This window comes from Halomonas ventosae (genome assembly GCF_004361885.1).
GTDB classification, from domain to species: domain Bacteria; phylum Pseudomonadota; class Gammaproteobacteria; order Pseudomonadales; family Halomonadaceae; genus Halomonas; species Halomonas ventosae_C.
Window position 1 is genome coordinate 61,511 of record NZ_SNWH01000002.1, and the last position, 25,794, is coordinate 87,304.

Genomic DNA, 25,794 nt, shown 5'->3' on the forward strand with positions numbered 1-25,794 from the left:
TCGCTGCACTATAATAAATACGAATATCCATACGGCACGGCGTGCTAGCCCTCTGCCGCCGCGCAGAGGCGGCGCATGCGCTGGATCGCCTCGCCGGCCCCCTCCAGGCCGAAAGCCATGAACCAGGGATCGTCCTCGCTACGCATGATGCGCAGCCGCAGTAGCTCACCCTCTCCCATCTCCTCGAGCAGCAGCGAAAGCTCGGAGAGCGCGAAGCGCACGTAGAAACCGTTGTCGCCACGTTCGGTGACGAAGGTGGCACTGCCGCTGTGGATGGTTTGGTGATCAACGCGCAGATCAGCGGGCACACGGTTCACGGTAGCGCTTTCGGCCTGGTTCTTGGCGAGCGCCACCCGCAGTTCCAGCCACGGCAGGTCACAGGCCCAGGCGCTGGCGTTGACGCTGAGGATGGCATCGCTGTAGCTCTGCTGGTCGATGGCGCGGACGTGACGCTCCTCGCCCAGCGACAGCACCAGGGAGTGCCAGCCGCCATGGACCTGGACGTCGCTGGTGTTGTAGTCGGTGGCCGACACCGTTCCGGCCAAGGCCAGGCAGAGCGGCAGCAGCAGGGCAGGGAAGAGCCGTAACAGGCGGGGCATGGCGTAGCGCTTCCATGGGCAGCGATACGCCGAGGTTAGCATGCTGGCCAAGGACTGTCCTGCCAACATTCTTGCCAGACATCTCGACGATAGAGCGCGCCGGCGCAGAATCAGGGCTTGAGGCTGGCGTAGTAGGCGGCGATGTCGGCAATGTCCTGATCGGACAGTGCCTGCGCCTGCGGGGTCATCATCATGGACATGCCACCGCCCCGCTCACCAGCCCGGTAGGCTTTGAGGGCGCTCTCCAGGTAGGGGGCGTTCTGGCCGGCCAGGTGGGGATAGATGGGTACAGTAGCCTTGCCGGCGCGGCCATGCATGAAACGTCAACAGGCCCTGGTCCGGAAGGCACAAAAGACAAAAGGGCCGGCCACGTCAGCCATACCGGAGTAGCTCAGGCATCGGATGAGGCGGCGTCGAGCTGCAGCAGCTGGATCAGTTCGCTGCGCTGAGGGCCCACCAGGTCGGCCAGGGTGTAGCGATCGAGCACGGCGAGGAAGGCCGCGAGCGCCTCGGCGAGGACCGGGCTGAGCCGACAGGCGGGAGTGATGATGCAGGGGCTGTCATCGTCGAAGCATTCCACTAGCTTCAGGTCTCGCTCGGTGTCGCGGACCAGTTCCCCCAGGATGATTGTCTGCGGGGCGCGCTTGAGCAGCAGGCCGCCATTCTTGCCCCGGATGGCGGTGATGTAGCCATGGTGATTGAGATCCTGCACCACCTTCATCAGGTGATTGCGGGAGATATCGAAGCGTTCGGCGATCTCGGTGATGGTCGAGCGTTGCTCGCCCTTGGTGGCCAAAAAGATCAGTACTCGCAGCGAATAGTCGGTGAATCGGGTCAGGTGCATATGAGTTCCGGCGTGTCGGAGGCCTCGCAAGGCGTAGAGGGAAAGCGGACGATACTAGCATCCGGCCTATTGGCTGTGATTGGTCTGCGTGGCATTCGGTCGCATGGGGGCGATGACGTTGTTGGCGCCGGGTAGCCCATGGTGGCGAGTGGCTGTTCGACTTCGCGTCGGCAGGGAGGGGGAGTACCTGTTGGGAGATGCTGCCGCCCCGTCGACTGGCTGCCCGCTTCCTCGACTTGATCTGGGTCAGCTACCCCTTGAAGGGTACCGACGTGCCTGGTCATGGCTGGCATAATTCGCCCATGCGGTGGTGGCCCCGACCGCCGCCTTACGGTTCCAGAGGCTCGATTCGATCATGCAAGACACCCTGCCGTTCATTCGCCCCCTGGTCGAGAAATACGACCGCCCGGGGCCGCGCTACACCTCCTATCCCACGGCACCGCAGTTCCAGGCGGCCTTCGCCGAGGACGACTACCGTGCCGAGGCCTCCCGCAGCAATCGGGCAGCAATACCCAAGCCGCTGTCGGCCTACGTGCATATCCCGTTCTGCGAGAGCCTCTGCTACTACTGCGCCTGCAATAAGATCATTACCCACAACCGCGAGCGGGCCGCGGAGTACCTCGCCTGGCTCAAGCGCGAGGTCGAGCTCCAGGGGGCGCTGTTCGATGATTCGCGGCGCATGACCCAGCTGCATCTGGGCGGTGGCACCCCCACCTACTTGAGCAATGACCAGCTCGGCGAGCTGATGACGGCGCTGGATGCCGCCTTCCACTTCGCCGCGCCTGAGGCGCGGGAATTCTCCCTGGAGGTGGACCCGCGCACCGTGACCCCCGAGCAGATCCACGAGCTCCATGCCCTGGGGTTCAACCGCCTGAGCTTCGGCGTGCAGGACTTCGACGCCAGGGTCCAGGAGGCGGTCAACCGCGTCCAGAGCGAGGCCCAGGTGGTGGAACTGGTAAGGGCGGCCCGTGAGGCCGGCTTCCAGTCGGTGAGCGTCGACCTGATCTACGGCCTGCCGCTGCAGACCGTAGCGAGCTTCGATGCCACCCTGGACAAGATCATCAGACTGCGTCCGGACCGCATCGCCGCCTACAGCTATGCCCACCTGCCGGCGCTGTTCAAGGCCCAGCGCCTGATCCGCCCCGAGGACATGCCGCCGCCGGAGCGCAAGATCGAGCTGCTCGAGCTGACCATCCGCCGCCTCACCGAGGCCGGCTATGCCTATATCGGCATGGACCATTTCGCCTTGCCCGAGGACGAGCTCTCGCTGGCGAAGGAGAACGGCACCCTGCAGCGCAACTTCCAGGGCTACTCGACTCATGCCGACTGCGACCTGATCGGCCTGGGGAATACCGCCATTGGCAAGGTGGGCGACAGCTACAGCCAGAACGTCAAGGAGACGGCTCAGTACCAGGCGCGCCTCGAGGCGGGACGGTTGCCGGTGATGCGCGGTTACCGCCTGAACGCCGATGACCTGCTGCGACGCGATGTGATCAACGCCCTGATGTGCCATGGCCGCATCGACTTCGCCGCGATCGAGGCGGACCACGATATCGACTTTCGCAACTATTTTGCCGACGCACTCGCCGAGCTGGAAGAGATGGCGGACGATGGCCTGCTGGCGATCGATGAGGGGAGCATCGCGGTGCTGCCGGCCGGGCGGCTGATGATGCGCAATGCCGCCATGGCCTTCGATGCCTATCTGAACCACGGCCCGGGACGCTACTCGCGCACCGTCTAAGCCCCGATCACCTGCCGACACGACACGGCGCCCCGCGGGGCGCCGTGTCGCATTAGATGGAAGTCGAGCGGCGGCGGGCTCAGACGACGCCCTGCTCGATCATGGCATCAGCTACCTTGCGGAAGCCGGCGATGTTGGCGCCCAGCACCAGGTTGGTGGGGTCGTCAAACTCCTCGGCGGTCTCGGCGCACTGGCGGTGGATATTGGCCATGATCTCCTTGAGTTTGGTATCCACCTTCTCCAGCGGCCACTTCTCCATGCTGCTGTTCTGGGCCATCTCCAGCTGGCTGGTAGCAACGCCACCGGCATTGGCCGCCTTGCCGGGGCCGTAGGCGGCCTTCGCGGCCAGGAAGCGGTCCACGGCCGCGGCAGTGGAGGGCATGTTGGCCCCTTCGCTGATGCAGGTCACGCCATTGCCCAGCAGGGCTTCGGCATCGGTCTCGGTCAGTTCATTCTGGGTAGCGCAGGGAAAGGCCACGTCGCCCTCGATACGCCAGACCGCATGGCCGTCTTCCGGGTAGTCGCCGGCCGGCAGGTAGCGCGCCTCGGGATGCTTTTCCAGGTAGGCCTCCAGCGAGACGCGCTTGACCTCCTTGAGCTCCTTGAGCAGGTCGAGATCGATGCCGCGGGCGTGATGGATAGTGCCCCGGGAGTCCGAGCAGGTGACGGGGATCGCGCCGAGCTCATAGAGCTTCTCGATGGTGTAGATGGCCACGTTGCCGGCACCGGAGACCAGGCAGGTCTTGCCCTCGAGGGTCTCGCCGCGGGCCTCGAGCATGTTCTCGGCGAAGTAGACGGCGCCGTAGCCGGTGGCCTCCTTGCGCCCGATGGAGCCGCCCCAGTTGAGGCTCTTACCGGTCAGCACGCCCTCGTAACGGCCGGTCAGGCGCTTGTACTGGCCATAGAGGAAACCGATCTCGCGAGCCCCCACGCCGATGTCGCCGGCCGGCACGTCGGTGGTCGGGCCGATGTGGCGATAGAGCTCACTCATGAAGGCCTGGCAGAAGCGCATGATCTCGCCATCCGACCGGCCCTTGGGCTCGAAGTCCGACCCACCCTTGCCGCCGCCGATGGGCAGCCCGGTGAGGGCATTCTTGAAGATCTGCTCGAAGCCCAGGAACTTGATGGTGCCCGAGGTGACGCTAGGGTGGAAACGCAGCCCACCCTTGTAGGGGCCGAGGGCGGAGTTGAACTGGATGCGGTAGCCCTTGTTGACCTGCACCTTGCCAGCGTCGTCGGTCCAGCAGACGCGGAACATGATCTGGCGTTCCGGCTCGACGATGCGTTCGATGATGTTGTGGTCAAGGTAGTGAGGGCTGTGCTCGAAGAGCGGGCGCAGGCACTCCAGCACTTCCTCGGCGGCCTGGTAGAATTCGGTCTGGGCGGGGCTGCTCTTGCGCAGGGCCTCGAGGGTGTCGTGGACGTAGGGCATGGGAAGATTCCTGTGCGGTCGAAATGGATCAGCAGCACTATAAGTCAACGCACCATTATGCAGCAACTGCATGGCCCATGCGGGGAGCAGGCATCAACATTGAGACTAATGCACTTGAAAATCGAGAGAATTTATGCGCCAGGTTGATGCATGAATGTGAGCCGTCGGATCCACACCCTAGACCCCGGCGTGCTCCTAGCCGTCAAGCGCCGGCTGGTGGAGCCAGTGCTCAACCGCACCTTTATCACACGCTGGAGGAGGTTGAGCTTATTGCTACCTCGGTGCTGTCTCGGCTGGTTTCTCTCACCGTATAATGGCTCGAAGCATAGTCGCCTTCTCGATCCGGCACGATGCCTTCCCTTGCTGCTCGAGGCTTTATGCAACCCCTCTCATTCAACGCTGAAACCCATCAATCCAGGTCCGGAGGGCTTTGCTTCGTTGAAAGGGAGATATCCGCTATCTTGTGGTTGCGAAGGCTATTTCGGCTATATATGGTATCCAGGCAGTGTGAATCTCGGCTCTGCTCGCCCCTGTCATACCCTCAAATCCCTGCTCCCTCTCCAGCACCATGAGCTTGCCGGAAGGAAGTTTTTCAGTAGTACGCTTCGCGAGCCAGAACCATTCAACGACTTTATCTCGAGACACTTCCGGAGACCCCGAATGAGTGCATCCGCCAAGGCCGTCAAGACCTCCAACGAGGTGCCGCTGCAGGTGCCTTCCCGCGACATCTGGGATGCCAAGTACCGCCTCAAGGACCGTCACGGCCATCCCGTGGATAAGGACGTCACCGCCACCTGGGATCGCGTGGCGAGGGCTCTGGCGGCGGTGGAGGGCGACCAGGCCGAGGCGTGGCTGCCCAAGTTCCGCTGGGCGCTGGAGAATGGTGCCATCCCGGCCGGGCGGATCATGTCCAATGCCGGCGCCGAGGCCTACAAGCCGGCGGTGAGCCTGATCAACTGCACCGTCTCGCGCACCATTCGCGACTCCATGCACGACATCCTCGACTCGGTGGTGGATGCCGGCATGACCCTCAAGGCGGGCTGCGGCATCGGCTACGAGTTCTCCACCCTGCGCCACAAGGGGGCCTTCGTGTTCGGCGCTGGCGCCGGCACGAATGGCCCGCTGGCGTTCATGGATATCTACGACAAGATGTGCTTCACGGTGGCCTCGGCGGGCGGGCGCCGTGGCGCCCAGATGGGCACCTTCGACGTCGGCCATCCCGACGTGCGCCAGTTCATCGAGGCCAAGCGCGAGGCGGGCCGCCTGCGCCAGTTCAATCTTAGCCTGCTGATCACCGACGAGTTCATGGAGGCGGTCAAGCACGACGCTGACTGGCCGCTGGCCTTCCCGCTTCATGAAGGCGAGAAAAATGATGTTGAAGAGAGCGAGCTGATCTACCGCGACTGGCCGGTGATCGAGGAGGGCTATACCGTTGATGACGAGGGACGTGTGGCCTGTCGGATCGTCGAGGTGATCAAGGCCCGCGAGCTGTGGGACACCATCATGGCCTCCACCTACGACTTCGCCGAGCCGGGCTTCATCCTGATCGACCAGGTCAACCGCATGAACAACAACTGGTTCTGCGAGGAGATCCGCGCCACCAACCCGTGCGTGACGGCGGATACGTGGGTGCAGACCACGGAAGGACCGCGCCAGGTTGCGCAGCTTATTGGCCGCTCCTTTGACGCCGTGATCGATGGCAAGGCCTACCCCAGCGGGCCGGAGGGGTTCTTCCAGACTGCGACCAAGCCGGTGATTCGGCTGTACACGGCCGAAGGCTACAACCTCAAACTGACTGCTGATCATCGCGTCCGGCGGGTATCGGCCTTTACGCGTTATCGCACCGAGACAGAATGGTGTGCCGCGGGAGAACTCCAGGCAGGTGATCGGGTGTTGCTCAACGACCATCGTGATGCCTCAGATTGGGACGGCAAGCTCGATGAGGCCAAGGGCTACCTCCTGGGACTGCTGGTCGGCGATGGCACGCTCAAGGACGACAAGGCCATCCTTTCTGTTTGGCCACAGGCCGCCGTGGCCAATGGCAGCGACGGTGCAATGAACGAGGGTGTGCGTGCCGTCATGGCCCTGGCAGAAAAGGCGGCCAGGAGTCTGCCGCATCGTGCAGCCTTCTCAGGCTGGCAGAAGGTCAGTGGTCGCGACGAGTACCGTCTGTCCACGGCCTCACTGCGAAATCTGGCGCGCGAGATGGGGATGCAGCCTGGTAACAAGGCGATCACACCTGAGCTAGAGCAGGCGTCTTCGAGCGGTTATGTCGGTTTCCTGCGTGGCTTCTTCGATGCGGATGGTTCTGTTCAGGGGAGTCAAGTGAAAGGCGTCAGTGTGCGTCTGGCGCAGTCTGACCTGCCTCGCCTCGAAGCCGTACAGCGCATGTTGCAGCGTTTCGGCATCATCTCCATGCTTTATCAGGACAGGCGCAATGCCACCAAGCGCGACCTGCCCGATGGCAAGGGCGGTCATCGTGGATACGAGACGCTACCTCAGCACGAGTTGGTGATCAGTGGTGCCAACCTTGAGCGTTTTTCTGCGCGTATTGGCTTCGGAGACAGTGACAAGCAGGATCACCTTGACACCCTGCTGGACGGGTACCAGCGCCAACTGAATCGCGAGCGCTTCGTGGCCCGGGTCGTGGGTCATGAAGATGCGGGTGTCGAAGAGGTTTATGATGTTCAGGTACCCGGCATCAATACCTTTGATGCTAACGCTTTTCATGCTCATAATTGTGGTGAGCAACCATTGCCGCCCGAGGGCGCCTGCCTGCTCGGCTCGGTGAACCTGACCCGCTTCGTCATCGACCCCTTCGGCAAGGCGCCGCGCTTCGACTGGGAGCGCTACCGCCAGGTGGTGGCAATCTTCACCCGCATGCTCGACAACGTGGTGGAGATCAGCGGGCTACCGTTGCCCGGCCAGCGCCGCGAGATCGAGGCCAAGCGCCGCCACGGCATGGGCTTTCTGGGCCTGGGCTCGACCCTGACGATGCTCAAGGTTCCCTACGGCTCGCCCGAGTCGCTGGCTTTCACCGAGGAGGTGAGCCGCAACCTGGCCCTGGAGGGCTGGAAGCAGGCCCTCGAGCTCGCCCGCGAGAAGGGCATGGCCCCGGCGCTCGCCGAGGACTACGCGATCACTCCGCGGATGATGCGCGAGCGCCCCGAGCTCAAGCAGGATGGCTACGAGGTGGGTGACAAGGTCCCCGGTCGCATCCTGCATGCCCGCTACAGCCGCTACATGCAGAAGGTCGCCGAGGTGGAACCGGAGCTCGTGGCGCAGCTCGCCGAGCACGGCGCGCGCTTCACCCACCACAGCTCCATCGCCCCCACCGGCACCATTTCGCTGTCGCTGGGCAACAACGCCTCCAACGGCATCGAGCCCTCCTTCTCGCACCGCTATTTCCGCAACGTCATCCAGTCGGGCAAGAAGACCAAGGAGCAGGTCGAGGTGGTCTCCTTCGAGCTGGCGGCCTATCGTCACTTCATCGCCGCCGACGCCGTGGAGAGTGAGCTACCTGACTACTTCATCACCGCCGACGCGGTGAGCCCCAAGCAGCACGTGGCGGTGCAGGCGGCGGCCCAGGGGTGGGTGGATTCGGCCATTTCCAAGACGGTGAACGTGCCCACCGAGTTCCCCTTCGAGGCGTTCAAGGATCTCTACCTCGACGCCTACGCCAGCAAGCTCAAGGGCTGCACCACCTTCCGCTTCAACCCGGAGGCCTTCCAGGGCGTGCTGGTGCGCGAGGATGACCTCAAGAACACCACCTACGTCTTCGAGCTGGAGAACGGCGAGACCGTGGAGCTGGCCGGCGACGAGAAGGTCATCTACGACGGCGAGGAGCACAATGCGGCAAACCTTTATGATGCGCTGAAGGAAGGCACCTATGGCAAGTGGTAAGCCACGACCTACTGCGCTCGCCGAGGCGGTGTTGCAGTCTTTCTCGGAATGCACATTTACGGCTCGTAAACTCCGCTTCCTCGAAATCCTGCGCCTTGCCTCGCCTTCGCTCGTGACGGTCGTAAGTGGCCGTCACTCGAGCGTCAACGCACAACTTTCCAGAGGAGCCGCCTGATGGCCGTCGAGATCAATTCCAAGATCGTGTCCTACAGCGTCAAGAAGGCGGTGGAAGAGCCGCCCCTGGCCGAGGAGAACCCGCTCACGGTGCGTATCCCCTCACGTCCCGAGGGTACCCTGGAGGCCGTGTCGGAGAAGATCTCCTACGTCGGCGCCGAGGGTCGCAAGAAGGTCTACCTGCTGGTGTCGTTCATGCCGGTGGAGGGCGTGCTGGGCGGCAAGCGGGTGGTGATCGAGCGTCCGGTGGAGTTCTTCTTCCCCTCCGGCCAGCTCTCCAGCGAGCACCAGTGGATCACCGCCACCATGCGCAGCCTGTCGCTGGCCGCCCGGGGCGGCTACGTCACCCAGGCGGTGGCCGACCTGCGCAAGGTGGCCTGGGACAAGGGCCTGGTGCGCTGCGGCATGAACCGCTGGGGCAAGCCGATGTTCCACGACTCCGAGGTCGCGGCCATCGCCTGGTCGATCCAGCAGATTCTCTTTCGTCGCGGCTTCCTCGACCAGGACGGCAATCAGGTGCCGGTGGAGGAGCTGGTCAGCCGCTATGCCCAGCGCCTGGCCAGCGGGCATCCCTGGCAGCCGCCCACCAACGAGGAGATCGAGCAGATCGAGCGCAAGGCGCAGCATGCTGATCACGCCAAGAGTGACGGCCCCACCGTGGTGGGCCACTGCCCCGAGTGCAACGGCGAGCTGATCATGATGGATGGCTGCCCCACCTGCTATTCCGGCTGCGGCTGGTCCAAGTGTGGATAAGAGAGCTCGAGCAAGGTGCTACGGACTCGAGCAAGGCGCTGTGGGTAAGTCAGGCCGGCCGAGCTGACCCCGCCCTTATGGCCATGGAGATGCCCCGGGTCGCTTGCGCGTCCTGGGGCGTCTGCGTTGGGGCAAGCCGCCATGGTGGCTCAGGGGCATGGTGTCAATAGACGTCTTCACGATAGCGCCCCTGGGCCTTGAGCGTTGCGACGTCCATGCCAAGCGGTGCAATGACCTCGTCCATCGCCGCCATGACGCTTGCCGCCATATCCCGGCCGCCGCAGACCAGGATCTGTGCGCCCTTCTCGATCAATCGGCGTAGTTGCACCGCATCCACGGAGATCTTGTCCTGAACATAGGCGCTATCGCTGACGCGGGAGAAGACGGCATTCAGCTCTGTCAGCCGCTTGTCCTCCATATAGGTGTTCAGTTCAGGTTCATAGAGGAAGTCGGACTGTGGACTACGGCCGCCCCAATAGAGGTGCATGGAGCGATGCGCCTTGTTGTGGCGTATGAAGCCGATCAGCGGCCCGATCCCGGTGCCCGCGCCGATCAGCACCACCGGCGCCTTGCCGGCGGCAGGGCGAAAGTCCGGGTTGGGCTGGATGAAGGCCTCGATCGTACCGCCTACCGGCAGCGCATGGAGGAAGCTCGAACACAGGCCACCAGGATGATGACGCACGCAGATCTCCAGGGTGCCATCCTTCGAGGCGGAAGCCAGCGAATAGAAGCGCGGCACGTGGCTGTCCGGCGGCAGGATGCCGACCAGGTCGCCGGCCTCGAAAGGCGGCAGGCCGGTTCGCCCCAGCAAACGGTTCAGCAGGCTGGGCTGGCTGCCGTTCTCGGGCGCCCTGAAGCGCAACACGGCGGTGGGAGCCTGCACGTCGGCGCCGTAATCCACCCGCTCGCCGAGTTTCAGGGTGGTGGTGTGGGGACGGGTGGGGGTGTGGATCAGTGTCAGCTCGGTACTGATCGCCTTGCTCACCGCGTCTCCCCAGCGGGTGAACGCCTGCGGTGATTGCTGGTTGATGGTGTCGAGCGGCAGCAGCTGTGGCCAACCCTTGGCGGCGAGCGCCGCCTCGACCTCTTTCGCGAACCCACAGAACCGGGGGAATTGCCGGTCACCGAAGCCCAGCACGGCAACCGGGAGGTCGGGCGTGTTGGACATCTTCTCGAGCCGTGCCAGGAACCGGCTGGCCGAGGCCGGCGCATCGCCATCCCCGTAGGTCGCAGTGAGGATGAACAGCCGTTTCGCGCCGCGATAGCCGGAGGCCAGCTGGTTCATGGGAGCGGTATGCACGCGGTGGCCCTTCCGCGCCAGGCTGTCGTGCAGCGTCCTGGCGAAGCCCCAGGTCGTGTTGCCTTCGCTGCCGACGAGGATGATGCTGTCCGCGGCGTTTGGCCCGCTGTTGGCGGCGAGCTTGGGTTTCGACTGCTGGCGCTTCCACCAGATTATCGGACCTGTCACGGCCATCACCGGCACCGTCAGGGAGGCCAGGCCGAGGATGACGCCAAGCCACCAGAGACCTTCGCCGGTGTGAAGCATATAGATGAACTCATAGAGCCTGTGGGTCGCATCATGGGGTTGGTAGGAGAGCCACTCGCCGCTGGCCTGGTCGATATAACCGGCGCCTTGATCGGTACTCAGTGAGTACATGTCCGTGGGATCGTTCGGATAGGGGTAGACCAACTCCCGCAGGTCGTTGAGGTCGGTTGCCTTCAAGGCCGACAGGGTGTCGACGGCGGCGGGGGGGCCCCCGCTCACCTCCATCGGGAATTCGGGCTCGGCCGCCACGCCCTCCGGAGCCAGGCCGAAGGTGGTGGCAGAGAGGTAGGATGCGGTCAGCCCCGACAGAAGCAGGCCGAGCATCGCTGCTCTACCGAGCTCGATGTGCAGTCGCTGGATCAGGGTGCCGCGCACCGGACGCAACAGCTGGCGCCATCCACCCAGGCGAGCGGCCAGCAGCAGCGCACCGGAGATCGCCAGCACCACCATCGCCAGCGCCATGATGCCTGCCACCGCGCGACCGGGCATATCGAGCAGCAGTGAGCGGTGCAGGTTCTTTACCCAGGCCGAGAATGATGACGGTTCATAGGCGGCGATGGATTGCCCGGTGCGCGGATCCACCCGATCGGCCCCCATCTGGCCGTCTCGGGTGTAATAGACGATCAGGGTGCCCAAGGGCGTGCGCTCGATCTGATTGACCCCCGGGTAATGCTCCGCCACCTTGCCTGCCAATTCGGCGACGCTGATCTGCCCGGTGGCGGGAACTACAACGGACCCCGCCCGCTCGAGCGCCGGGTTGAGCGACAGGATCGCCCCGGTCACCGAGAGAACGATGACGAACAGCGCCGCGATCAGGCCGGGCAGCGAATGAAACTGGCGTAGCATGGTAGCTGTGCTCCTCGATCAATCAGAAGGCGTAGCGGAACGACTGCACGTAGCCGCGGCCCGAGACCGGCTTGCCTGCGCCCTCGGTGGTCAGCGGGGCGACGACGTCGTAACGATTGTCACGCCGGTCCTCGACGGCGGTGTCCACTCGCACCTCATACCCCGCGTCGAACAGCTCATCGGCAAGATCCAGGGTGAGGGTCAGGGAGCGTCCGCTGCCGACGCTGGCCCCGCTCAGTCCGTCATATTCACTCCTGCGCTGGCCGCTGCCTCGCGCCCAGCCCCGCAGGTGCTTGTAGTATTTCGACTTCTCGCCGGCGATCCAGAGCGTTCCTGCATATTGGCCGTTAGCATCAGTGAGATAGAGCGCCATATAGGCGCCATCGCCGCGATACTCTTTGAGCTCGGTGGTGAAGGTCACCTCGCGTGCCTGGGCTAGAGCCGGCAAGGTGATGGCGGCGGCAAGGCCGAGGGCCAGAGCAAGGTTGAGTTTTTTCATCGTCTGTTCTCCGTGACATGTCGATACGAGCAACCTAGCGTCGCTCGCTGACAGCGGCCTGAAGTGAGAGGCAACATTCGCGGTTCGCACCGATGTTGGATAGGGGGCTGAAGCGCCCCGCGGAAACGTGCAAGGCGATAAAGCGCCGCTGTGGAGTGACGAATTCACTGGATGCGAACGGACGGGCGGCCACTGATGATGCTGCTGTTGGGAGCGGGACGGGTATCAGAGCGCTGACGGGTATTGTTTCCGTCATCGTCGTCATCGTCATCGTCTTCGTCGTCGTCTTCGTCGTCTTCGTCGTCTTCGATTTCCAACTCGCGCAAGCGCAGCGATGCCGGGGCATACTCCGCCTCGACCTTGTTGCCATCCTGATCAAAACCCTTGACCTCATAGCAGCCGTCATCGATGACGATACGACGTACCTCCCAGCCTTCGGCCTCGAGTTTCTGGCGCAGGACTTCACGAGGCTGCCAGTCGGAGACTGGATCACCACAATCGTCATCGGCGAAGGTCATGGCGCTCGCCAGGGTGGCGGCCAGGGTGGTAGTGACAAGCAGTGGCGTTTTCATGGTCTTCTCCTGGTGAGTCCAGTTGATGGTTACGCTGTTATGCTAAGCCAGTCTTCTGACAGCAACCTGAAAAGGGCACTACCACACGTCTGCCCGCAGGTGACACCAGCTTCGTTCAGGCCGCCGTCAGACAGATCTGCTAGCGTCACGATCAAGAGAGCCGGGTGAAGCAAGGAGGTCAAGGCGTGCGGATATTATTGATCGAGGATGCTCTCCCCCTGGGCGAGGCGGTGCATGATCAGGTCACCGAGGATGGCCATGCGGTGGACTGGATGCAGTGCCTCAAGCATGCTGAAGCGAGTGTCGCGACAACTTCCTACGACCTGATTCTGCTCGACCTGATGCTGCCCGACGGTCGGGGGATCGAATTCTTAAAACGCCGTCGCAAGGCGGGCGATACCACACCAGTCATCATTTTGACCGCGCGGGACCAGATTTCCGATCGCATCGAAGGATTGAATGCCGGCGCGGACGACTACCTGGTCAAGCCCTTCGACCTGGCGGAGCTCTCGGCACGTATCGCCGCCGTGGCGCGGCGCTATGCGGGCAACCCCAATCCGCTGATTCGTGTGGGCGAGCTGGAGATTGATCTGGTCAGTCATTCGCTTCGCCGGGCAGGATGCAGCATCGAACTCACAGCGCGCGAGTGGGCCTTGTTTGAAGTGCTCGTGCAACATCCAGATACGCTGCTGTCGCGGTCTCAGCTCGAGGATCGGCTATATGCCTTTGGTGCGGAGATCGAGAGCAACACTGTCGAGGTGCATATCAGCCGCATACGCAAGAAGCTGGGACGTGGCAGCATCGAAACCGTGCGTGGCATGGGCTATCGACTGGGGCGAAGATGAGCCGGCCGGTTAGTCTGCAGTATCGCCTCAGCCTTGGCTTGACGCTGGGGGTGACGCTGCTCTGGCTGATCGCCACCACGGTCACGGCGCTGATCGTTGAACATACTATCGACAGGACCCTGGATAGTTCCCTGGAAGAGACCGCGCAACGCATCCTGTCGCTGGCCGTCGTCGAGATCTACAGCCGCGAAGATGACGGCATGCTTCAGCAGGTGGCCGCACTGCGCCCTCACGACGAGTACATCACCTACTTGATTCGGGAAAGGGATGGCACGCCATTGCTTGCCTCGCATGATGTGGAGCTGTCCACTTTTCCACAGACGCCGCAGGTAGGGCTGCGCAGCACGGCGACACATCGTCTCTACGGCACCACCGCGGTCAGCGACACCTTTTTCATCGAGGTTGCCGAGCCGTTGGCTTCTCGCCGCCAGACAAAATGGCAGGCGATGGCAATGCTGCTCCTGCCGTTGACGGGTCTGATACCCATGAGCCTTATTGGCGTCTGGTGGCTGGTGCGTCATAGCTTGAATGGAGTGAGAGCGTACCAGCATGCGCTCGCGGCTCGCGGGGCGGGGGATCTGTCTCGGGTGGAGGAGATGCGCCTGCCGGCGGAACTCGTGCCCATCGCCGAGGCGGTGAACCATCTGCTGGAGCGATTGCGCCGCGCATTGGAGTCTGAACGCAGCTTCACGGCGAACAGCGCCCATGAGCTGCGCACCCCCCTGGCGGCGACCCTGGCTCAGGTGCAGCGTCTGCGCCACGAAGCGCCGCCGGGGCGGCTGCAGGAGCGGGCGGCCCGCATCGAGGCGTCGCTGCGTGAGCTTTCGCGGCTATCGGAGAAGCTGATGCAGCTGGCCAAGGCGGAGGGCAGTGGTCTTTTGACCGAGAAGCCCCAGGACGTCAGGCCGATCATTACCCACGTCGTGGATGATTTTTGTCGTGTGCCCGAGACGCGCCTCGACGTCTTTCTGCCCGAGAAGGCGCCGGTGCTTTCCTCGATTGATCCAGATGCCTTCGCGATCTTGCTCCGCAATCTGATCGAGAATGCCTTGAAACATGGTGCCGAGGATAAGCCCGTGGAAGTCAATCTGACAGCGGAGGGGATGCTGCGTGTGGTCAACGCGGGGCCGGTGATTCCGGCAGAGGTTCTCGCTCGGCTGACGGATCGCTTCTCCCGGGGCAATACCCGGGCCAGTGGCTCCGGCCTGGGTCTCGCCATCGCTCAAGCGATTGCGGCCGGGGTAGGGGCTACCCTCACGCTGGCCTCCCCCGCGACGGACAGGCTGGATGGCTTCGAGGCGCGCCTTCGCCTCCCCTCTTGAGCGATTGGTGCCGCTAGGCGCCCGACCCGCCGCTAAACTCGCATAGCCCTGCTCACAGCCCGATACGGTGCGCCCGGTCGGTAAAGAAGATGCCGCTGGGCGACTCGGCCGGCAGCCGCGCCACTTCCTCCAGGGTGCGGGTGTCGTAGACCACCACCCGGTCGCTGTCGCGGGCCGAGATCCACACCTGCTCGCCCCGCGGGGTGAACTCCATATGCAGTACCGCCTCGCCCGGTTCCAGGCTGGCCACGATCTCGCGGCGCTCGGTGTCGATCACCTGCACCACGTCGTTGTCGGGGTGGGCGAAGTTGACCCACACCTGGCGCTCGTCGGGACGGGTCATCACGAAGACCGGCTGGCCATGAACCGGGATACGGTCGATCAACGACCAGTCATCGGCGTCGGCGACCAGCACCTCGTGGCGGCCCACCGCCGGTAGCCAGGCCGCGTCATCGGCCAGCGCCCAGCCCTCCAGATGGGGCATCTTGTAGACCTGCAGGCGCTCCTCGCCGTGGCCGTAGTTCGGCAGGATGCGTTTCACACCCTGCTCCGGGTGCCACAGGTCGAGCAGCGTCAGGCCATCTTCGCCGAACAGCCCGGCGATGTAGTAGCGCCCGCTGGGGTCGATCAGGGCGTCGTAGGGTTCCTCGCCGATAGCGGTGAAGCGGGTCACCTCGGGAGTGTCGCCGTGCATGTCGACCAGCTGGATCTGGCCGGCGCTACAGCAAGCAGGACGCCTGGTACCGCATGACCCGCGACGCCATGACCCGGTTGTTCGACCACTGTCGTGACGAACTCGAGCGCGGCGTGGCGCGCGAGTACGTCACCGGCAACAACGACGCCGACGGCCCCTTCCTGCTGATGTGGGCTCGCCAGCACTTCCCCGAGCAGGCCGAGGCCCTGGAACGGCAGCTGCTCAACTGGGGCGGCAACGCCTCCGGCGAGCATATCGCCAACATCGACAACCTGGGCCACGTCCACCCCGACACCTTCTGGTGGGACCACGACCTGGGCAATGTACGCGAGCGACCCTTCTCCGAGATCTGGCGCGACACCCGGGACCCCTTGATGCTGGGTTTTCGCCAGCGACCGCGGCCGTGAAGGGGCGCTGCGGTGAGTGCCGCTATCTGGCGATCTGCAACGGCAATACCCGAGTGCGGGCCTGGAAGGTCTCCGGTGACCCCTGGGAAGAGGATCCCGGCTGCTACCTGACCAACGGCGAGATCGGGGTCGAGGGCGCCGGCGAGCGCCGTATCTTTGCCCCCTATGAGGCCATCCAGGCCGTCGAACTTCCGTAGGCTTGCGAGGAATTCCGCCATGCCGTCACGTCGCGTTTCCTATGACCTCGCCGAGTCTCCTCTGGCGCCCGGCGAGGTGGCCATCGTCGGTGCCGGGCCCGGCGACCCGGGGCTGCTGATTCAAGACCCGCTACGCCCTGCACGGCGGGCCCAAGTTCAGCCCCGATGGGCGCCATGTTTTCTTCGGCTCGCGGGATGGTTGGATCACCAAGGTCGACCTCTACAACCTGACGGTAGTGGCCGAGGTGCGCGCCGGCATCAACATGCGCAATATCGCCGTCTCCGCCGATGGCCGCTATGTGATGGCCGCCAACTACCTGCCCCATAGCCTGGTACTGTTCGACGCCCACAACCTCGATCTGATGAAGGTCTACCCGGTGGTGGGCGAGGATGGCGAGAGCTCCCGGGTCAGTGCCGTCTATGCCGCTCCGCCGCGGGGCAGCTTCATTGCTGCCCTCAAGGATCTCAAGGAGGTGTGGGAGATTCCCTGGCCGTTGCCCGCCGAGCCGGTGGTCGCCACCGGTCACATGGCCACTCCGCTCGAGCCGCAGCGCCGCCACGACACGCCCACCTTCCAGGTGCGGCGCATCCCGGTGCCCGACTACTTGGACGACTTCTTCTTCGATCTCGAATATGAACACGTCATCGGCGCCTCCCGAGGTGGGGAGAGTGACGGCCAGGGTGGCATGGTGATCAACCTGGATAGCGGCGCAAAGGTGGCCGACCTGCCGCTGGAGGGAATGCCCCACCTCGGCTCGGGCATCACCTGGGAGTATCAGGGGCGTCGCGTCATGGCGCTGCCGCACCTCACCAAGGCGGCGGTCAGCCTCTCTTCGCTCGCGACAGGATTGAGCGGCTTTTGTTATAAGAAGTATTATTGATACTTGTCATGGAAGGCGCGCCGGGAGTGGGGCACAATAGCCATAACCAAGCGTTTTAGTCGGGTATGCGCCATGCAATCGACCTCTTCCTCATCCGTCCGCTCCACCACGCTGTCGCGCCTGCCGGTGGCGCGCCTGGCCTTCCGCCCCTTCTTCCTGCTGGCCGCGCTGTTCAGCGTGATCGCCATGGGGGTATGGTTGGCCTTCTGGCATGGCGACATCCTGCTGCGTCCCGTCGGTGGCCTGATCTTCTGGCACCAGCACGAGATGCTATTCGGTTTCGCCGCCGCCGTGGTGGCGGGTTTTTTGCTCACCGCGGTGCAGAACTGGACCGGGCTGCCCAGCCTCAAGGGGGGGCGGCTGCTGGCGCTGGTCGGGCTCTGGCTGGCCGGGCGGGTGTTAATGGCCTTTCCCCTGGGCCTGCCGGCCTGGCTGCCGATGCTGGTCGACCTGGCCTTCCTGCCAGTGGTGGCGGGGGTCATGGCCATGCTGGTGATCGAGGCGAAGCGCTGGCGCAACCTGGTCTTCCTGCCGGCCCTGGCGCTGCTGACCCTGGCCAACCTGGCCATGCACCTGGGGGCGTTGACCGGCGACGCCGAGCTGATTCGCCAGGCCGCCTACCTGGCGGTGCTGCTGTTCACCCTGCTGATGGTGGTGGTGGGCGGCCGGGTGATCGCCATGTTCACCGCCAATCGCCTGGGGCTGACCCTCAGGCCGCCGATCCCGGCCCTGGAGACCCTGAGCCTCGGCAGCGTGATGGCGGTGGTGGTTGCCCAGTTGCTGGTGATGCTCGGCGTGGCGCTCCCCGCCGTACTGCTGGCCGTGCTGATGGGACTGGCCGCCCTGGTCAACGCCATTCGGCTGTCGCGCTGGCGAGGCCTTCACAGCTGGCGCGAGCCGTTGCTCTGGGCACTGCATCTGAGCTACGCCTTCATTCCCGTGGGCCTGGCCATGTGGGCCTTGGCGCTGCTGGGGGCCTTTCGGGCCGAGTTGGCGGTACACGCCCTGACCATCGGCGGCATGGGCACCATGATGCTGGCGATGATGTCGCGGGTCTCGCTGGGCCATACCGCGCGCCCCATCCGCACCCTGCCGGGCATCGGCGTGGCCCTGGGGCTGATGGGCGCCGCGGCGCTGCTGCGCTCACCCGTGTTGGCGCTCTTCCCGCAGATCACCCACTGGACCTACAACCTGGGCATCATCTTCTGGTGCCTGGCCTATGGCATCTTCCTGTTCCACTACACGGGGCCGCTGCTCTCGGCCCGGCCCGACGGCAAGGTTGGCTAGCCGGACGCCTCATGCCAGCGGCGCGCCGCAGGCGTCGCGCCTCGCACCGATGATTCCGCCGTTACCCGACGCAAGGAGGCAGACTTGCTGGAACACTATGTCCTGATCAAGCAGCTGCATGTCACGGCGGCCAGCCTGAGCATCCTGTTCTTCATGCTCCGGGCCTGGTGGTCGGTGCGGGAGATCCCCCTGCTGCAGCGTCGCTGGGTGAAGGTGCTGCCCCACCTCATCGATAGCACCTTGCTGGCGCTGGGCGTGACACTGATGGTGATGCTCTCGCTATGGCCCCACCAGCATCCCTGGCTGGCCGCCAAGCTGATCGCCCTGCTGGCCTACATCGGCCTGGGCACGGTGGCGATCAAGCGCGGCCGGACACCGCGGGCAAGAGCCATTGCCGCCCTGGCGGCGGTACTCACCTTCGCCTACATGCTGGGCGCGGCGATCCGTCATAGCGCGCTTTCCTGGCTGGCCTGACGCAAGGGATGAGCGTGCTGGACCATGGCTGGCCTATACTGTCCCGGCCACTCTTGTTCAGAAGGACGATCTCATGTCGAAACAGGAACTTCCCGCCGGCGCCGGCCAGGTAGCCGAGCAGTATCCCGAGATCTGGGAAGCCTACGCTGAGTTGGGCCGGGCCTGTGCCGAGTCCGGCCCGCTGGACGCGCGCACGCGGCGCCTGGTCAAGCTGGCGCTGGCGGTGGGCGCGCGTTCCGAGGGTGCCGTGCACTCCCATGTACGGCGTGGCCTGGAGGAGGGCGAGTCCGCCGCGGCGCTCAAGCAGGTAGCCATGCTGGCCATTCCCACCCTGGGCCTGCCCAGCGGCGTCGCGGCGTTGACCTGGATCGAGGACATCACCGAGTCCTGACCCCCGGTAGGCCCGGGAGCGGCTGGGACAAGCGTTTAATCGCCGGTTGGCGACGAGGCTCCCGGGTCTGTTAGTTTCGAGGCTGCTGCATCAGCACTACTCGACCTAACAGAATCTGGAGTCTTTTCATGCGGTACAACAACAAGACACTGCTATCCCTTTCTGCCGCTGCTCTCTGCGTCGGTATGATCTCCTCTGCCTCGGCGGCCACCCTGGACGAGGTGAAGGAGCGGGGCGAGCTGCGCTGTGGCGTCAACGTCGGCCTCTCCGGCTTCTCCTCGCCCGATCAGGATGGGACCTGGCAGGGGCTGGACGTGGAGACCTGCCGCGGCATCGCCGCCGCCATCTTCGATGACCCCGAGGCGGTCTCCTTCACGCCGCTGACCGCCAAGGAACGCTTCACCGCCCTGCAATCCGGCGAGATCGACGTCCTCTCGCGCAATACCACCTGGACGGCGACTCGAGATAACTCGCTGGGTCTGAACTTCACCGCCACCACCTTCTACGACGGTCAGGGCTTCATGGTGGCCAAGGACCTGGGTATTGAGGGGCCTGAGCAGTTCGACGGCGCCTCGATCTGCATCCAGTCCGGCACCACCCACGAGCTCAACCTGGCCGACTACTTTCCCTCCCGCGGCATCGATATCCAGACGGTCACCTTCGACACCCCCGACCAGACCGCCCAGGGCTTCGCCAGCGGCCGCTGTGACATCCTGACCTCCGACACCTCCCAGCTCAGCGCTCTGCGCCTGCAGCTGCCGGAGCCGGGCAGCGTCGAGATCCTCGAGACGCTGATCTCCAAGGAGCCGCTCGGGCCCGTGGTCCGCCAGGGCGATGACCAGTGGCTGGACATCGTCAAGTGGTCGGTCTTTGCCATGGTCAATGCCGAGGAGCTCGGGGTGAACAGCGACAACGTCGACGAGATGAAGGCCGACCCGCCCAATCCCCAGGTGGCGCGCCTGCTGGGCGTGGATGGCGATTATGGCGAGCAGCTGGGGCTCGCGAACGACTGGGCCTATCAGCTGATCGCCCACGTCGGCAACTACGGCGAGGTATTCGCCAGCACCGTGGGCGAGGACTCCCCCATGCAGATCAGCCGCGGCGTGAATGCGCTGTGGAACGAGGGCGGCATCCTCTACGCACCGCCGGTCCGCTGACCCACCCTGATCGTCCAATGACCGGGCACCACGCATGGCAACATGCGTGGTGCCGTTTCGGGTACGTCTGCGAGGCTCGATATGCTGCGTTCTTCCTCACGGGAGCGGGGGCCGCTATGGCGTGACCCCACCTTCCGCGCCCTGCTGGTGCAGGGCATCCTGCTGCTGGCGCTGGGGGCGTTCATCGCCATGGTGGTGTCGAACACCATGGCCAACCTCGAGGCCCGGGGCATCTCCACCGGCTTCGGCTTCCTCCAGGACCGGGCCGGCTTCTCCATCCCCCAGACCCTGATCGACTATTCCGGCGACAGCACCTATGCCCGCACCTTCGTGGTGGGGCTGCTCAATACCCTGCTGGTCTCCGCCATGGGCATCGTGGCGGCGACCCTGATCGGCTTCGCCGTGGGCATCGCCCGACTGTCGCCCAATTGGCTGCTGGCCCGGCTGGCCACCGCCTATGTGGAGATCTTCCGCAACATCCCGCTGCTGGTGCAGATCCTGTTCTGGTACTTCGCCGTGCTGCAGGCCCTGCCCAGCCCACAGAACAGTCATTCGCTGTTCGAGGTGATCTTCCTCAACGTGCGCGGCCTGGTGCTGCCCGACCCCCAGCCGCTGGCCGGATTCGCCGCCACCCCCTGGGCACTGCTGGTCGCGGTGATCGCCACCTGGTGGCTGGCGCGTCACGCCAAGCAACGCCAGGCGAAGACCGGCCGGCCGCTACCGGTGTTCAAGCTGGGCGCCCTGCTGTTGATCGGCCTGCCGTCGGTGGTCTTCGTCGTCACCGGCATGCCGCTGGAGTGGTCCCTCCCGGCGTTCAAGGGCTTCAACTTCCAGGGTGGCGTGACGGTGCTCCCCGAGCTGATCGCCCTGTGGCTGGCGCTCTCCATCTACACCGCCTCCTTCATCGCCGAGATCGTGCGCTCGGGCATCCAGTCGGTGCCCCAGGGGCAGGTGGAAGCGGCCCAGGCGCTGAGCCTGCCCGGTGGGATCATCCTGCGCAAGGTGGTGATTCCCCAGGCGATGCGGGTGATCGTGCCGCAGCTGACCAGCCAGCACCTCAACCTGATCAAGAACTCCTCGCTGGCCACGGCGATCGGCTATCCGGACCTGGTGGCGGTGTTCTCCGGCACGGCGCTGAACGTGACGGGTCAGGCCATCGAGATCGTCGCCATGACCATGGCCGTCTACCTGCTGATCAACCTGATAGTGTCCGCGCTGATGAACCTCTACAACGCGCGCACGCTGCTCAAGGAGCGCTGAGATGGTGGATACCACGACCGTGACCGAGATGGTCGCCGAGCGCCGGCCGCCCGACCTGCGCCGTGGCCTGCTCGGCTGGCTGCAAGCCAACCTCTTCAATACCCTGCTCAACGGAGCGGTGACCCTGGTGACCGTGGCGCTGCTGGCCATGGTGCTCTGGCCCGTCTTGCAGTGGGCGGTGTTCCAGGCCGACTGGCTCGGCAACTCCCGCGAGGCGTGCAGTGGCGAGGGAGCCTGCTGGGTATTCATCAGCGCGCGCTTCGAGTCGATTGTCTACGGCTTCTACCCGGGTGCCGAGCGCTGGCGGGTGGACCTGGTCTTCGCCGCGCTGGCGATCCTGATCGCCTGGCTGGCCATCCCGCGCCTGCCCGCCAAGCGCTGGGTGGGTCTGTTCGCCATGGTCGCCTTTCCCGTCATCGCCTTCTTCCTGCTGGTAGGGGGTGTGTTTGGCCTGGAACAAGTGCCAACCGGCAACTGGGGCGGGGTGATGCTGACCCTGACCATCGCCACGGTGGGCATCGTCGGTTCGCTGCCCATCGGTATCGTGCTGGCGCTGGGGCGGCGTTCGCAGATGCCGCTGGTGCGCGGCTTCTGTGTGGTGTTCATCGAGTTCTGGCGCGGCGTGCCGCTGATCACCGTGCTGTTCATGGCCTCGGTGATGCTGCCGCTGTTCGTGCCTTCTCAGGTCGAGTTCGACAAGCTGCTGCGTGCCCTGGTGGGCATCATGTTCTTCTGGAGCGCCTACATGGCGGAAGTCGTGCGCGGCGGGTTGCAGGCCATCCCCAGCGGGCAGGAAGAGGCGGCCAAGGCGATGGGCATGGGCTATTGGCAACGCATGGGGCTGATCGTGCTGCCCCAGGCGCTCAAGCTGGTCATCCCCGGCATCGTCAATACCTTCATTGCGCTGTTCAAGGACACCTCGCTGGTGCTGATCATCGGGCTCTTCGACCTGCTGGCGATCATTCGCTCGGGGCTGACCGACAGCGACTGGCTGGGGTTTGCTACCGAGGGCTATGTCTTCGCCGCGCTGGTGTTCTGGGTGTTCTGCTTCAGCATGTCGCGCTACAGCCAGCACATCGAGCGGCGCCTGCACACCGGTCACCGCAACTGACAACCACGAACGGGATCTTCTCATGAACCAGGCAACCGCCGCCCGGGCCGACTCGCCCATGATCGAGATCGCCGGGCTCAACAAGTGGTACGGCGACTTCCACGTGCTGCGCGACATCGACCTGACCGTCGCGCGCGGCGAACGCATCGTTATCTGTGGCCCCTCGGGTTCGGGCAAGTCGACACTGATCCGTTGCATCAACCACCTCGAGGAGCACCAGGAGGGACGCATCGTGGTCAATGGCATGACCATGACCCGCGACGTCAAGCGCATCGAGCAGATCCGCCGCAACGTCGGCATGGTGTTCCAGCACTTCAACCTCTTTCCCCATCTGAGCGTGCTGGACAACTGCTGCATCTCCCAGACCTGGGTGCAGAAGAAGCCGCGCGCCGAGGCCGAGCGCACGGCCAGGGAGATCCTCGAACGGGTACAGATCGCCGACCAGGCCCTGAAGTACCCGGGGCAGCTCTCCGGCGGCCAGCAGCAGCGGGTGGCCATCGCCCGGGCGCTGTGCATGCAGCCGGAGGTGATGCTGTTCGATGAGCCGACCTCGGCGCTGGACCCCGAGATGATCAAGGAGGTACTCGATGTCATGGTCGAGCTGGCCCGCGACGGCATGACCATGCTCTGCGTGACCCACGAGATGGGCTTCGCCAAGACCGTGGCCGACCGAGTCATCTTCATGGACCAGGGGCAGATCATCGAGCAGGCCCCGCCCGAGACATTCTTCAATCATCCCGAATCCGAGCGCACGCAGCTGTTCCTGAGCCAGATCCTCGGCCACTGAGCCCCTTGCAGGCGATGGCCGATTCGGCTATCGCCTGCCTTCCTTCCCCGGACATTGACCGATGTCAAAGTTCCATCCCCTGTTCTGCTGCTAGGCTTAACATGTATCCATGATACATCTTAAAGGGGCGCAGGGCCGCTTGCCGTGAGGGTGGTGGCCCTGCCATACGAGCAAGGGGGTATGGTCCATGGCCGATGGTCTCACCAAGTCGGCGGCCCGCAACATCTTCTACGGCGGGTCGCTGTTCTTCTTTCTGCTGTTTGCCGCACTGACGGCGCACAGTCACTGGTACATGGTCCACACATCCACCGACAGCGCAGGGCTCACCGAGTCCGTCAAGCACGGCAAGGAAGTGTGGGAAAAGAACATGTGCATCAACTGCCACACCATCATGGGCGAGGGCGCCTACTTCGCGCCGGAGCTGGGCAATGTCTGGGAACGCTACGGCGGGCACAAGAACCCGGAGGCGGCCCGCGCGGGGCTTGCCGCGTGGATCCGCGCCCAGCCGCTGGGCGCCCAAGGGCGCCGCCAGATGCCGGCCTTCGACCTCAGCGAGGAGGAGATGCAATCGCTGATCGACTTCCTGGAGTGGACCGACGGCATCGACGCCCAGGGCTGGCCGCCGAATTCCGCCGGCTGAGCCGGCTCGCTGGACCGCCGGACCGCGGATCAATCAAGGAGAACGACACCGATGAAATACGAAACCCAGAAGGTGGCCCTGCCCTTCTTCATGGTGGCCATGGCGCTGTTCGCGTTGCAGATCGTCTTCGGGCTGCTGGCTGCCTCCGTCTATGTCTGGCCAAATTTCATGGCCGAGATCATGCCCTTCAACATCATGCGGGTCAGCCACACCAACCTGCTGATCGTCTGGCTGCTGATTGGCTTCATGGGCTGCACCTACTACCTGATGCCGGAAGAGGCCGAGCAGGAGATCCACAGCCCCACCATCGCTTATATCCAGTTGGCGCTGTTTGCCTTCGCCGGCGCCGCGGCGCTGGTCGGCTATCAGTTCGGGATCCACGAGGGACGCGAGTTCCTGGAGCAGCCGTTCTGGGTCAAGCTGCTGATCACCATCTCCTTCCTGATGTTCTTGTTCAACACCAGCATGACCCTGCTCAAGGGCCGCAAGACTGCCATCAACATGGTGCTGATGCTGGGCCTGTGGCTGGCCGCGGTGTTCTGGCTGTTCGCCTTCTACAACCCCTCCAATCTGGCGGTGGACAAGCTCTACTGGTGGTGGGTGGTTCACCTCTGGGTCGAGGGCGTGTGGGAGTTGATCATGGCCTCGCTGCTCGGCTACCTGTTGATCAAGATGACCGGCGTCGACCGCGAGGTGATCGAGAAGTGGCTCTACATCATCGTCGGCCTGTCGCTGTTCTCAGGCCTGCTGGGCACCGGCCACCATTACTACTGGATCGGCGCACCGGGCTACTGGCAGCCCATCGGTAGCATCTTCTCCGCCCTGGAGGTAGTCCCCTTCTTCGTCATGGTGGTGTTCGCCTTCACCATGTTCTGGAAGGGCAGCCGCAACCATCCCAACAAGGCCGCCATGCTGTGGAGCCTGGGATGTCCGGCCATGGCCTTCTTCGGCGCCGGCGTGTGGGGCTTCATGCATACCCTGAGCTGGATCAACTACTACAGCCATGGCACCCAGGTCACGGCCGCCCACGGCCACCTGGCCTTCTATGGGGCCTACGTGATGCTGATCCTCGGCGTGATCACCTTCGCCATGCCGCAGCTGCGCCGCGTTCAGCCCTACAACCAGGTGCTGAACATGTGGGGCTTCTGGATCATGACTAGCGCCATGGCCTTCATGACCTTCACGCTGACCTTCGCCGGTGTCGTCCAGACCCATCTGCAGCGCGTGCTGGGCATGAACTACATGGAGGTGCAGGACCAGCTCGGACTCTTCTACATGATGCGCCTGGGCGCCGGTGTCGCGGTGGCCGTGGGGGCGATCATGCTGCTCTACGCCTTCTTCGGTCCGGCCCGCGAGCAGGTGCCGGCTGGTGGCACCCAGCTGACCGCAGGCCCTGAGCGCGCCTGATCACCCGAGGGCCCCGCTCGGGGCC

24 protein-coding genes and 1 pseudogene are annotated in these 25,794 nt (G+C 64.4%); 17 read left to right on the forward strand and 8 right to left on the reverse strand.

Annotated elements, in window-relative coordinates:
• Positions 1 to 44: 44 nt before the first annotated feature.
• The 3 genes from DFO68_RS02195 to DFO68_RS02205 all read right to left on the reverse strand — a co-directional run bounded on the left by DFO68_RS02195 (position 45) and on the right by DFO68_RS02205 (position 1,443).
• Positions 45 to 599, reverse strand: coding sequence for a hypothetical protein (locus DFO68_RS02195; protein WP_133481601.1), 555 nt, complete (start codon positions 597 to 599; stop codon positions 45 to 47).
• A gap of 110 nt (positions 600 to 709) precedes the next feature.
• Positions 710 to 916 (reverse strand): c-type cytochrome, encoded by a 207-nt coding sequence (locus DFO68_RS02200; RefSeq protein ID WP_133481603.1) that lies wholly within the window; start codon positions 914 to 916, stop codon positions 710 to 712.
• 74 nt (positions 917 to 990) lie between these two features.
• The gene (locus DFO68_RS02205) at positions 991 to 1,443 is read right to left on the reverse strand and encodes an Rrf2 family transcriptional regulator (RefSeq protein ID WP_133481605.1); all 453 of its coding nucleotides are present in this window, start codon (positions 1,441 to 1,443) and stop codon (positions 991 to 993) included.
• 355 nt (positions 1,444 to 1,798) lie between these two features.
• Here DFO68_RS02205 and hemN point away from each other — a divergent pair, with 355 nt between their 5' ends.
• Positions 1,799 to 3,184 (forward strand): oxygen-independent coproporphyrinogen III oxidase, encoded by a 1,386-nt coding sequence (hemN, locus tag DFO68_RS02210; protein WP_133481607.1) that lies wholly within the window; start codon positions 1,799 to 1,801, stop codon positions 3,182 to 3,184.
• Between the two features lie 79 nt (positions 3,185 to 3,263).
• Here the strand turns inward: hemN and gdhA are convergent, their stop codons facing one another.
• Complete coding sequence (gene gdhA, locus DFO68_RS02215; protein ID WP_133481609.1) at positions 3,264 to 4,616, reverse strand: NADP-specific glutamate dehydrogenase; 1,353 nt, start codon at positions 4,614 to 4,616, stop codon at positions 3,264 to 3,266.
• Positions 4,617 to 5,276: 660 nt separating this feature from the next.
• Between gdhA and DFO68_RS02220 the strand changes: the two genes are divergently transcribed.
• Both DFO68_RS02220 and DFO68_RS02225 read left to right on the forward strand, forming a co-directional pair.
• Positions 5,277 to 8,519 carry an LAGLIDADG family homing endonuclease gene (locus tag DFO68_RS02220; RefSeq protein ID WP_133481611.1) on the forward strand — a complete coding sequence of 1,081 codons (3,243 nt, stop codon included), beginning with the start codon at positions 5,277 to 5,279 and terminating at the stop codon, positions 8,517 to 8,519.
• Positions 8,520 to 8,693: 174 nt separating this feature from the next.
• Positions 8,694 to 9,446: a ribonucleoside-diphosphate reductase gene (locus DFO68_RS02225; RefSeq protein ID WP_133481613.1), complete on the forward strand. Its 753-nt coding sequence runs from the start codon at positions 8,694 to 8,696 to the stop codon at positions 9,444 to 9,446.
• A 163-nt stretch (positions 9,447 to 9,609) separates the two neighbouring features.
• Here the strand turns inward: DFO68_RS02225 and DFO68_RS02230 are convergent, their stop codons facing one another.
• The 3 genes from DFO68_RS02230 to DFO68_RS02240 form a co-directional block, all read right to left on the reverse strand.
• A complete protein-coding gene (locus tag DFO68_RS02230; RefSeq protein ID WP_133481616.1) occupies positions 9,610 to 11,838 on the reverse strand; it encodes a PepSY domain-containing protein in 2,229 nt (742 codons plus the stop codon).
• A 22-nt stretch (positions 11,839 to 11,860) separates the two neighbouring features.
• Positions 11,861 to 12,337: a DUF2271 domain-containing protein gene (locus DFO68_RS02235; protein WP_133481618.1), complete on the reverse strand. Its 477-nt coding sequence runs from the start codon at positions 12,335 to 12,337 to the stop codon at positions 11,861 to 11,863.
• A 164-nt stretch (positions 12,338 to 12,501) separates the two neighbouring features.
• On the reverse strand, positions 12,502 to 12,909 hold the full coding sequence (locus DFO68_RS02240) for a PepSY domain-containing protein (protein ID WP_133481620.1): 408 nt from the start codon (positions 12,907 to 12,909) through the stop codon (positions 12,502 to 12,504).
• Between the two features lie 185 nt (positions 12,910 to 13,094).
• Between DFO68_RS02240 and DFO68_RS02245 the strand changes: the two genes are divergently transcribed.
• A complete protein-coding gene (locus tag DFO68_RS02245; RefSeq protein WP_133481623.1) occupies positions 13,095 to 13,754 on the forward strand; it encodes a response regulator transcription factor in 660 nt (219 codons plus the stop codon).
• Complete coding sequence (locus tag DFO68_RS02250; RefSeq protein ID WP_133481625.1) at positions 13,751 to 15,076, forward strand: sensor histidine kinase; 1,326 nt, start codon at positions 13,751 to 13,753, stop codon at positions 15,074 to 15,076. Before DFO68_RS02245 ends, DFO68_RS02250 begins: the two co-directional genes overlap by 4 nt.
• A gap of 52 nt (positions 15,077 to 15,128) precedes the next feature.
• Here DFO68_RS02250 and DFO68_RS02255 read toward each other — a convergent pair whose 3' ends face one another.
• Entirely contained in the window at positions 15,129 to 15,770 is a 642-nt protein-coding gene (locus tag DFO68_RS02255; protein ID WP_133481627.1) for a cytochrome D1 domain-containing protein, read from the reverse strand.
• Positions 15,771 to 15,823: 53 nt separating this feature from the next.
• Here DFO68_RS02255 and DFO68_RS15625 point away from each other — a divergent pair, with 53 nt between their 5' ends.
• The 12 genes and pseudogenes from DFO68_RS15625 to DFO68_RS02315 all read left to right on the forward strand — a co-directional run bounded on the left by DFO68_RS15625 (position 15,824) and on the right by DFO68_RS02315 (position 25,769).
• Positions 15,824 to 16,177 carry a hypothetical protein gene (locus tag DFO68_RS15625; protein ID WP_208107339.1) on the forward strand — a complete coding sequence of 118 codons (354 nt, stop codon included), beginning with the start codon at positions 15,824 to 15,826 and terminating at the stop codon, positions 16,175 to 16,177.
• Positions 16,174 to 16,374 carry a hypothetical protein gene (locus tag DFO68_RS15630; RefSeq protein ID WP_208107340.1) on the forward strand — a complete coding sequence of 67 codons (201 nt, stop codon included), beginning with the start codon at positions 16,174 to 16,176 and terminating at the stop codon, positions 16,372 to 16,374. The genes DFO68_RS15625 and DFO68_RS15630 overlap by 4 nt, the downstream gene beginning before the upstream one ends.
• 131 nt (positions 16,375 to 16,505) lie before the next feature.
• A pseudogene (locus DFO68_RS02270) lies at positions 16,506 to 17,255 on the forward strand (cytochrome D1 domain-containing protein); the annotation flags it as partial.
• Between the two features lie 72 nt (positions 17,256 to 17,327).
• Entirely contained in the window at positions 17,328 to 18,542 is a 1,215-nt protein-coding gene (locus tag DFO68_RS02275) for an NnrS family protein (RefSeq protein ID WP_133481631.1), read from the forward strand.
• Positions 18,543 to 18,629: 87 nt separating this feature from the next.
• A complete protein-coding gene (locus DFO68_RS02280; RefSeq protein ID WP_133481940.1) occupies positions 18,630 to 19,016 on the forward strand; it encodes a SirB2 family protein in 387 nt (128 codons plus the stop codon).
• A gap of 73 nt (positions 19,017 to 19,089) precedes the next feature.
• Positions 19,090 to 19,407: a carboxymuconolactone decarboxylase family protein gene (locus tag DFO68_RS02285; RefSeq protein ID WP_133481633.1), complete on the forward strand. Its 318-nt coding sequence runs from the start codon at positions 19,090 to 19,092 to the stop codon at positions 19,405 to 19,407.
• 128 nt (positions 19,408 to 19,535) lie between these two features.
• Positions 19,536 to 20,564 (forward strand): amino acid ABC transporter substrate-binding protein, encoded by a 1,029-nt coding sequence (locus DFO68_RS02290; RefSeq protein ID WP_133481635.1) that lies wholly within the window; start codon positions 19,536 to 19,538, stop codon positions 20,562 to 20,564.
• A gap of 81 nt (positions 20,565 to 20,645) precedes the next feature.
• Positions 20,646 to 21,824, forward strand: a complete 1,179-nt coding sequence (locus DFO68_RS02295) for an amino acid ABC transporter permease (protein ID WP_133481637.1) — start codon at positions 20,646 to 20,648, stop codon at positions 21,822 to 21,824.
• A 1-nt stretch (position 21,825) separates the two neighbouring features.
• Entirely contained in the window at positions 21,826 to 22,935 is a 1,110-nt protein-coding gene (locus DFO68_RS02300) for an amino acid ABC transporter permease (RefSeq protein ID WP_208107341.1), read from the forward strand.
• Positions 22,936 to 22,993: 58 nt separating this feature from the next.
• On the forward strand, positions 22,994 to 23,722 hold the full coding sequence (locus DFO68_RS02305; RefSeq protein ID WP_133481945.1) for an amino acid ABC transporter ATP-binding protein: 729 nt from the start codon (positions 22,994 to 22,996) through the stop codon (positions 23,720 to 23,722).
• A 187-nt stretch (positions 23,723 to 23,909) separates the two neighbouring features.
• Positions 23,910 to 24,362, forward strand: coding sequence for a c-type cytochrome (locus DFO68_RS02310; RefSeq protein WP_133481639.1), 453 nt, complete (start codon positions 23,910 to 23,912; stop codon positions 24,360 to 24,362).
• Positions 24,363 to 24,413: 51 nt separating this feature from the next.
• Positions 24,414 to 25,769, forward strand: a complete 1,356-nt coding sequence (locus DFO68_RS02315; protein WP_133481641.1) for a cbb3-type cytochrome c oxidase subunit I — start codon at positions 24,414 to 24,416, stop codon at positions 25,767 to 25,769.
• The last annotated feature ends 25 nt before the right edge of the window (positions 25,770 to 25,794 follow it).

Bases quoted from the DNA above. Each gene is read 5' to 3' on its own strand.
- DFO68_RS02195 (WP_133481601.1), bottom strand. From the start codon at position 599: ATGCCCCGCCTGTTACGGCTCTTCCCTGCCCTGCTGCTGCCGCTCTGC.
- DFO68_RS02220 (WP_133481611.1), top strand. From the start codon at position 5,277: ATGAGTGCATCCGCCAAGGCCGTCAAGACCTCCAACGAGGTGCCGCTG.
- DFO68_RS02275 (WP_133481631.1), top strand. From the start codon at position 17,328: ATGCAATCGACCTCTTCCTCATCCGTCCGCTCCACCACGCTGTCGCGC.
- DFO68_RS02285 (WP_133481633.1), top strand. From the start codon at position 19,090: ATGTCGAAACAGGAACTTCCCGCCGGCGCCGGCCAGGTAGCCGAGCAG.
- DFO68_RS02205 (WP_133481605.1), bottom strand. From the start codon at position 1,443: ATGCACCTGACCCGATTCACCGACTATTCGCTGCGAGTACTGATCTTT.
- DFO68_RS02225 (WP_133481613.1), top strand. From the start codon at position 8,694: ATGGCCGTCGAGATCAATTCCAAGATCGTGTCCTACAGCGTCAAGAAG.
- DFO68_RS02235 (WP_133481618.1), bottom strand. From the start codon at position 12,337: ATGAAAAAACTCAACCTTGCTCTGGCCCTCGGCCTTGCCGCCGCCATC.
- DFO68_RS02240 (WP_133481620.1), bottom strand. From the start codon at position 12,909: ATGAAAACGCCACTGCTTGTCACTACCACCCTGGCCGCCACCCTGGCG.
- hemN (WP_133481607.1), top strand. From the start codon at position 1,799: ATGCAAGACACCCTGCCGTTCATTCGCCCCCTGGTCGAGAAATACGAC.
- DFO68_RS02255 (WP_133481627.1), bottom strand. From the start codon at position 15,770: ATGCACGGCGACACTCCCGAGGTGACCCGCTTCACCGCTATCGGCGAG.
- DFO68_RS02310 (WP_133481639.1), top strand. From the start codon at position 23,910: ATGGCCGATGGTCTCACCAAGTCGGCGGCCCGCAACATCTTCTACGGC.
- DFO68_RS02200 (WP_133481603.1), bottom strand. From the start codon at position 916: ATGCATGGCCGCGCCGGCAAGGCTACTGTACCCATCTATCCCCACCTG.
- gdhA (WP_133481609.1), bottom strand. From the start codon at position 4,616: ATGCCCTACGTCCACGACACCCTCGAGGCCCTGCGCAAGAGCAGCCCC.
- DFO68_RS02305 (WP_133481945.1), top strand. From the start codon at position 22,994: ATGATCGAGATCGCCGGGCTCAACAAGTGGTACGGCGACTTCCACGTG.
- DFO68_RS02230 (WP_133481616.1), bottom strand. From the start codon at position 11,838: ATGCTACGCCAGTTTCATTCGCTGCCCGGCCTGATCGCGGCGCTGTTC.
- DFO68_RS02315 (WP_133481641.1), top strand. From the start codon at position 24,414: ATGAAATACGAAACCCAGAAGGTGGCCCTGCCCTTCTTCATGGTGGCC.
- DFO68_RS02290 (WP_133481635.1), top strand. From the start codon at position 19,536: ATGCGGTACAACAACAAGACACTGCTATCCCTTTCTGCCGCTGCTCTC.
- DFO68_RS15625 (WP_208107339.1), top strand. From the start codon at position 15,824: ATGACCCGCGACGCCATGACCCGGTTGTTCGACCACTGTCGTGACGAA.
- DFO68_RS02295 (WP_133481637.1), top strand. From the start codon at position 20,646: ATGCTGCGTTCTTCCTCACGGGAGCGGGGGCCGCTATGGCGTGACCCC.
- DFO68_RS02250 (WP_133481625.1), top strand. From the start codon at position 13,751: ATGAGCCGGCCGGTTAGTCTGCAGTATCGCCTCAGCCTTGGCTTGACG.
- DFO68_RS02300 (WP_208107341.1), top strand. From the start codon at position 21,826: ATGGTGGATACCACGACCGTGACCGAGATGGTCGCCGAGCGCCGGCCG.